At 67.3% G+C, this 6,689-nt stretch carries 5 protein-coding genes; 2 read left to right on the forward strand and 3 right to left on the reverse strand.

The window, feature by feature from the left end:
- Positions 1–13 precede the first annotated feature (13 nt).
- From AC06FB_RS16410 to aceB, 3 genes are all read right to left on the reverse strand, one after another.
- The gene (locus AC06FB_RS16410; protein ID WP_478053897.1) at positions 14–1,054 is read right to left on the reverse strand and encodes a GGDEF domain-containing protein; all 1,041 of its coding nucleotides are present in this window, start codon (positions 1,052–1,054) and stop codon (positions 14–16) included.
- A 357-nt stretch (positions 1,055–1,411) separates the two neighbouring features.
- A complete protein-coding gene (gene aceA / locus AC06FB_RS16415; RefSeq protein ID WP_053518608.1) occupies positions 1,412–2,704 on the reverse strand; it encodes an isocitrate lyase in 1,293 nt (430 codons plus the stop codon).
- Between the two features lie 64 nt (positions 2,705–2,768).
- Positions 2,769–4,391, reverse strand: coding sequence for a malate synthase A (gene aceB / locus AC06FB_RS16420; RefSeq protein ID WP_053518609.1), 1,623 nt, complete (start codon positions 4,389–4,391; stop codon positions 2,769–2,771).
- A gap of 109 nt (positions 4,392–4,500) precedes the next feature.
- Here aceB and AC06FB_RS16425 point away from each other — a divergent pair, with 109 nt between their 5' ends.
- Both AC06FB_RS16425 and AC06FB_RS16430 read left to right on the forward strand, forming a co-directional pair.
- Positions 4,501–5,469: a LysR family transcriptional regulator gene (locus AC06FB_RS16425; RefSeq protein ID WP_164151111.1), complete on the forward strand. Its 969-nt coding sequence runs from the start codon at positions 4,501–4,503 to the stop codon at positions 5,467–5,469.
- Between the two features lie 308 nt (positions 5,470–5,777).
- A complete protein-coding gene (locus AC06FB_RS16430) occupies positions 5,778–6,686 on the forward strand; it encodes a LysR family transcriptional regulator (RefSeq protein ID WP_053520468.1) in 909 nt (302 codons plus the stop codon).
- The last annotated feature ends 3 nt before the right edge of the window (positions 6,687–6,689 follow it).

Below are 6,689 nucleotides of genomic sequence, written 5' to 3' on the forward strand. Positions count from 1 at the left end.
CGGTGTCTCCGCTCTAGTGCCCGTCCGGCACGTCCACCCAGCGCAGGCAGTTGCCGCCATCGCGCTTGGCCTGGTACAGCGCGCGGTCCGCGCGCGCATACCACTCGCTCCAGTCCGCATCCGGCGCCAGCAGGCTGGCGCCGATGCTCACCAGGCTCACATGGGGCGTGCCATGGCTGCGTTCGAGCAGGCCATGCACCGCGCTGAGGATGAACTCGGCGGCATGCTGCACGATTTCGTGGGTGCCGCGCCGCAGGATGAGGCAGAACTCATCGCCGCCCAGGCGGCAGGCCAGGTCGTGCTCGCCGGCCATCGAGCGCAGGATGTTGCCCATGCTCTGCAGCACCCGGTCGCCGGCCTGGTGGCCGTGCCGGTCGTTGATCTGCTTGAAGCGATCACAGTCGATCAGCAGCAGGCCCTGCGGTGCGCCCCGCCCATCGGCCCGGCACTCCTGCAGGTACAGGGTCAGCCCGCGGCGGTTGTGCAGCCCGGTCAGCTCGTCGGTACGCACCAGCTCGCGGGTGTGCGTGAGCTGGTGGGTGGTGATGTACAGATTGTCGAGCGCCGTTTCCAGATCGTGGTTGCGGCGCCGAAGCTGGCTGATCAGGGCCTGCTCGTTGGTCAGCACGCGCATGATCGTACGGCGCAGGAAGTAGGCCACCAGCCCTGGATCGGCATCGACCAGGCGCTGGAAATCGGCCGGCCCCAGTTCCAGCACCTGGCAATCGACCAGCGCACGTGCACCGGCACTGCGCAGGTGATCGCCGACCAGCAGGCCCAGCTCGCCGAAGAACTCCTGGTGGCCGAGGACCTTGATCACCAGATCCTCGCCGAAATCCAGTTCGATCCGGCCTTCCAGGATCACGTACATGCGCTCGCCACGATGGCCGCGCTGGAACAGCCACTGCCCGGCTTCGAGCCGGCGCGGCCGGCCGAATCTGGCGAACAATGCGACCTCGGCATCGGACAGCAGCGCATGCACGATCTCGGCCATCGCCACATGGGCGATACCGGTCGTTGCATCAGTGTTCTCGGCCGCACCCCTGCCGGTCATTCCCTGCACCCGCCGCCAGCGTCCCCTGGTGAGCCGCGGAGCATAGCACCGCTTTAAAGTGTGCGCCCTATCTCATTTTTACGAATCGACAGCCGGTAGGTGCGTGGAGACCGGGGGCTGCACCTTGGGAGCACGACTGTCCGTAAAAATTCCTGCCGGATCAAGCTGATGCCCGTCTTCACAGGGTTTGGGCCAAGTTTCATGGCGAGGCGTGCGCCCGATTGACGCGGATGCCATGCGGGACCGGGCCGAGGGGATACAACAACGCCGGCAGGTCCCCCGACCGGCCGGCGTTGTCTGGCCCTTCCCTGGCCACCCTGAGCGGTGTCGGCAGCCGATCGCACGGCCACCGTTGGATCAGGCCGCGCGTTCGCTGTGGAACTGCTCTTCTTCGGTCGAACCGGTCAGCGCGGTGGTGGAGGACTGTCCCTGCTGGATCGCCTGGGTGACCGCGTCGAAGTAACCGGTGCCGACCTCGCGCTGGTGCTTGACCGCGGTGAAGCCGCGTTCGGCCGCTTCGAACTCCGCCTCCTGCAGCTCGACGAAGGCGCTCATCTGCCGGCGCGCGTAACCGTGTGCCAGGTTGAACATGCCGTAGTTCAGCGCGTGGAAGCCGGCCAGAGTGATGAACTGGAACTTGTAGCCATAGCTGCCCAGCTCCTTCTGGAACTTGGCGATGGTGGCGTCGTCCAGGTTCTTCTTCCAGTTGAAGCTCGGCGAGCAGTTGTAGGCCAGCAGCTTGCCGGGGAACTTCGCATGAATGGCTTCGGCGAACCTGCGCGCGAACTCCAGGTCCGGCTTGCCGGTCTCGCACCACACCAGATCGGCATACGGTGCATAGGCCAGGCCGCGGCTGATGGCCTGTTCCAGGCCGTTGCGGGTCTTGTAGAAGCCTTCGACGGTGCGCTCGCCGGTGGTGAACGGCTTATCGTTGCCGTCGATGTCACTGGTCAGCAGGTCGGCCGCTTCGGCGTCGGTGCGCGCCACCAGCAGGGTCGGCACACCCAGCACATCGGCCGCCAGCCGCGCCGCGTTGAGCTTCTCGATGGCCTCGCGGGTCGGCACCAGCACCTTGCCGCCCATGTGGCCGCACTTCTTCACCGATGCCAGCTGGTCCTCGAAATGCACGCCCGCGGCGCCGGCTTCGATCATCGCCTTCATCAGTTCGAACGCATTGAGCACGCCACCGAAGCCGGCCTCGGCATCGGCTACGATCGGCTGCAGGAAATCGATGTCGTCCTTGCCTTCAGCGTGATGCAGCTGGTCGGCGCGCAGCAGCGTGTTGTTGATGCGCTTGACCACCGCAGGCACAGAATCGGCCGGATACAGCGACTGGTCCGGATACATCTGCCCGGCCAGGTTGGCATCGGCCGCCACCTGCCAGCCGGACAGGTAGATCGCCTTCAGGCCGGCCTTGACCTGCTGCATGGCCTGGTTGCCGGTCAGTGCGCCCAGCGCGTTGACGAACTCGCGCTCGTGCAGCGATTTCCACAGCTTCTCCGCGCCCAGCCGGGCCAGCGAATGCTCGATATGGACAGTGCCGCGCAGGCGCACCACGTCGGCGGCGCTGTAGTTGCGCTGGATGCCTTCCCAGCGCGGGTTGGTATCCCAGTCGTGCTGGATCTGTTCGGCAGTGGGCAGGGTGCTCATGTCTATCTCCAGTTCAGTGGTGCGTGCAGCGGGAAGGGAAGCGGCGTGGAAACGGGCGCGGGGATCAGTCGATGCGCGCGTAGGCCGGCAGGGTCAGGAAGTCGGTCAGTTCATCGTTGCGGCTCAGTTCGCCAAGCAGGGCGATGGCTTCGCCGATGCGCGCGCCGCCGGGCAGCGCCGTGGTATCACCCAGGCGCGCGGGCAGCTGCGCCAGGGTGGTGTCGAGCAGTGCCAGGTCGATGGCAGTGCCGTCGTCCAGCTGCTGGCCCGGGGTATGCAGCCACTGCCACAACTGGCTGCGGCTGATCTCGGCGGTGGCCGCGTCTTCCATCAGGTGATGGATGGGCACGCAGCCGTTGCCGTCCAGCCACGCGGCCAGGTAGCGCACGCAGACTTCGACATTGCCCTCGAAGCCGGCGCGGGTGATGGTGCCCGGCGGACGCGCGATCAGTTCGTCGCGGCCCACGCGCACGTCCTGACGCAGGACGTGGTGCTGGTTGGGCGCAGGCATGTGCTCGTCGAAGATCGCCATCGCCACCGGAATCAGCGCCGGATGCGCGACCCAGGTGCCGTCATGGCCTGCACTCACCTCGCGCAGCTTGTCGGCACGCACACGCGCCATCGCCTGCTCGTTGGCAGCGGCGTCGTTGTTGATCGGAATCTGCGCCGCCATGCCGCCCATCGCATGTGCCCCCCGGCGGTGGCACGTCTGGATCAGCAGTTCCGAATACGCCTTCAGGAACGGCTGGGTCATGGTCACCTGGCCGCGCTCGGGCAGCACGCGGTCGGCGTGGCGGCGGAAGGTCTTCAGGTAAGAGAAGATGTAGTCCCAGCGCCCGCAGTTCAGGCCGACGATGCGGTCGCGCAGCGCGTGCAGGATCTCGTCCATCTCGAACACCGCCGGCAGCGTTTCGATCAGCACGGTCACCTTGATCTGCCCGTGCGGCAGGCCCAGCATGCCTTCGATGTGCGACAGCGCGGTCTCCCACAGAGCCGCCTCTTCCATGCTCTGCAGCTTGGGCAGGTAGAAGTACGGGCCACGATCCTTGCGCTGCAGCGTGCGGGCGTTGTGGAAGGCGAACACCGCCGCGTCGAACAGCCCACCGGCCAGGAACTGGCCATCGATGCGGACGTGCTTCTCGTCCAGATGCCAGCCACGCGGGCGCACGATCAGCACGGCCTGCTCGTCGTACGGGCGCAGGGTGTAGTGCTTGCCGTTGGCCGCGGTGTACTCCAGGTCACCACGCACCGCAGCGGCCAGCGACTGCTGCCCGGCCAGCAGGTTGCGCCAGGTCGGCGAGGTCGAATCCTCGAAGTCGGCCATGAACACCTTGGCGCCGGAGTTCAGCGCGTTGATGACCATCTTCGGATCGGTCGGGCCGGTGATCTCGACGCGGCGGTCCTGCAGCGCGGCCGGCAGCGGCGCGACGGTCCAGTCGCCGCTGCGGATCGCGGCGGTGTCCTCACGGAAGTCCGGCAGGCCGCCGCGGTCGAAGAACGCCTGGCGCTCACGGCGAGCCTGCAGCCGCGCCTGCCGGCCCGGCTCCACCGCCCGGTGCAGCGACACCAGCAGGGCCAGCAGCGGCGCCGGCAGCAGGGTGTCCTGGCCGGCCACCCGGGTCGCCAGGGCGATGCCGGGCGTGGCCTTTGCGGCGGGGGAGGGAACAGCGGAAGCGACGGCGGACATGGGACGACTCCAGCAGTGGGGAACGTCTCCACCGTGCCGCTGGCGCTCAGTATTTGGCAAAACAGTTTTTGCAATGCTTTACATAAATTGTGCTAATACTCGTTACGCCATGACCACGCGCAGCTCGCCAAGTCCTCGTTTTTCCTACAAATCCGACCGCCTGAAGCCCTTGCGTGCGTTCTGCCAGACCGTGCGTCTGGGTTCAGTCTCACGGGCGGCTGAGGCGCTTTTCGTCAGCCAGCCGGCCATCAGCCTGCAATTGCAGGCGCTGGAGCGGGAGCTGGGCGTACCGCTGTTCGAGCGCAGCGGCCGCCGCCTGGTGCCCAGCCGCGAGGGCCAGCTGCTGTACGAAATGGCGCAACCGCTGGTGGAGAGCCTGGACGGGCTGGAGGCGCGCTTCCGCGACAAGGTGCGCGGGCTGGATGCGGGCGAACTGAACATCGCGGCCAACAGTTCGACCATCCTGTACCTGCTGCCGAAGATCGTCGAGCGCTTCCGCATGCATCACCCGGACGTGCGCCTGACCCTGCACAACGCGATCAGCGCGGACGGCACCGACCTGCTGCGCGAGGACGCCGCTGACCTGGCCATCGGCTCGATGACCGACGTGCCCGCCGACCTCAGCTACGCCCCGGCCTATCGTTTCGAGCAGGTGCTGATCGCCCCGCATGACCATCCGCTGGCCCGGGGCGCGGAGCTGGAGCTGGCCGACATCGCCCGCTATCCGCTGGTGCTGCCGCCGAAGCGGCAGATCACCTACCGTCTGGTCGACCAGGTGTTCCAGCGCCATCGCATCGCGTACACCGTCGCCCTCGAGGTGGGCGGCTGGGAAGTAATCAAGCAGTACGTGGCGATGGGCATGGGTATTTCCATCGTGCCGGCGCTGTGCCTGAACGAGGCCGACCACGAGCGGCTGGCGGCGCGGTCGATGAAGCGCTGGTTCCCGGAGCGCAGCTATGGCGTGATCGTGCGCCGCGGCAAGGCGTTGTCGGCGCAGGCACGAGCGTTCATCGAGCTGATCCAGCCGGAACTGTTCAGCCCGCGCGATTACGACCAGAGCGGGCATTCCGAGCGGTGAGGGGGTTCTGGTTTGCAGGGCTGCCGCCCTGCATCTGCCGAAGCCTCAAGCCGAAGCAACGGCAACAGCTGGCCATGTGTGGGACGGCGGGATGGGTCCGGTTGCGGGGGGCGCCGTAAACCCGTCCATGGGGGCTTGGTCGCGGCATCCATGCCGCTCACACCCCCGCAACCGGACACACCCCGCCTTCGACAGTTTCCCTCTGCTGTTTAGTGCCAGCTGCTGTTGGCGGGTGCCGACCGTTGGTCGGCACGGGGTCGGATCCAACCTCTGATTCATTTCCGGCTGGCGATGAATAGACTGGGCGCATGTCCATCGAACTGCGCCACCTGCGCTATTTCCTTGCCGTTGCCGAGACCCTGCACTTCGGCCAGGCGGCCGAGCGGCTGGGCATGTCGCAGCCGCCGCTCAGCCAGCAGATCCGCCAGCTGGAGGACCTGATCGGGGCGCGCCTGTTCGTGCGCAGCCATCGCCGCGTGCAGCTGACGCCTGCCGGTGAACTGCTGCAGGAGCGCGCGCGGGCCATCGTGCAGCAGGTGGAGACGGCAGTGGACGAGGTGCAGCGCGCACAGCGCGGCGAGCAGGGTGAGCTGCATATCGGGCTGACCCGGGCCACACCGCTGTCGCCGCAGATTCCGCGCTCGATCCTGCGCTACCGCCAGCAGTATCCGCAGGTGCGGCTGCAGCTGAGCGAGATGAACACGCTGCAGCAGATCGACGCCCTGCTCGACGGTTCACTGGACGTGGGCATCATCCGCAAGCGCGCGCTGCCGCCGGAACTGGTTGCGCACAGCCTGTTCGTCGATCCGCTGGCGTTGATCGTGCATGCCGACCACCCTGCCCTGCGCCGGCTCCCGGAACAGGGCACGCTGTCGCTGCGTGCGTTCGCGCAGGAACCGTTCGTGGCCTTTCGACGCAGTGCCGGCGCCGGCATCCATGACCACATGATCGCGCTGTGCGCGGCTGCCGGATTCACTCCACGCATCGTGCAGGAAGCCGGTGAGGCGTCCACGCTGATCAGCCTGGCGGCGGCTGGCCTGGGTGCGGCGATCCTGCCGTCCTCGTGCGACCACATCCGGGTGGAAGGCGCGCGCTTTGTCGCGCTGGCCGATGCCGGCGCGCACTCGGAGGTGCAGCTGGCATGGCGCCGTGAGGGGGTGACGCCGCTGATCCGCAACTTCGCCGGCCTGCTGCGCGGCGCGTTCGCCGAAGAGTGAAGC

It is taken from the genome of Stenotrophomonas sp. Steno-C15 (assembly GCF_056393265.1).

Bases quoted from the DNA above. Each gene is read 5' to 3' on its own strand.
- aceA (WP_053518608.1), bottom strand. From the start codon at position 2,704: ATGAGCACCCTGCCCACTGCCGAACAGATCCAGCACGACTGGGATACC.
- AC06FB_RS16430 (WP_053520468.1), top strand. From the start codon at position 5,778: ATGTCCATCGAACTGCGCCACCTGCGCTATTTCCTTGCCGTTGCCGAG.
- AC06FB_RS16425 (WP_164151111.1), top strand. From the start codon at position 4,501: ATGACCACGCGCAGCTCGCCAAGTCCTCGTTTTTCCTACAAATCCGAC.
- aceB (WP_053518609.1), bottom strand. From the start codon at position 4,391: ATGTCCGCCGTCGCTTCCGCTGTTCCCTCCCCCGCCGCAAAGGCCACG.
- AC06FB_RS16410 (WP_478053897.1), bottom strand. From the start codon at position 1,054: ATGACCGGCAGGGGTGCGGCCGAGAACACTGATGCAACGACCGGTATC.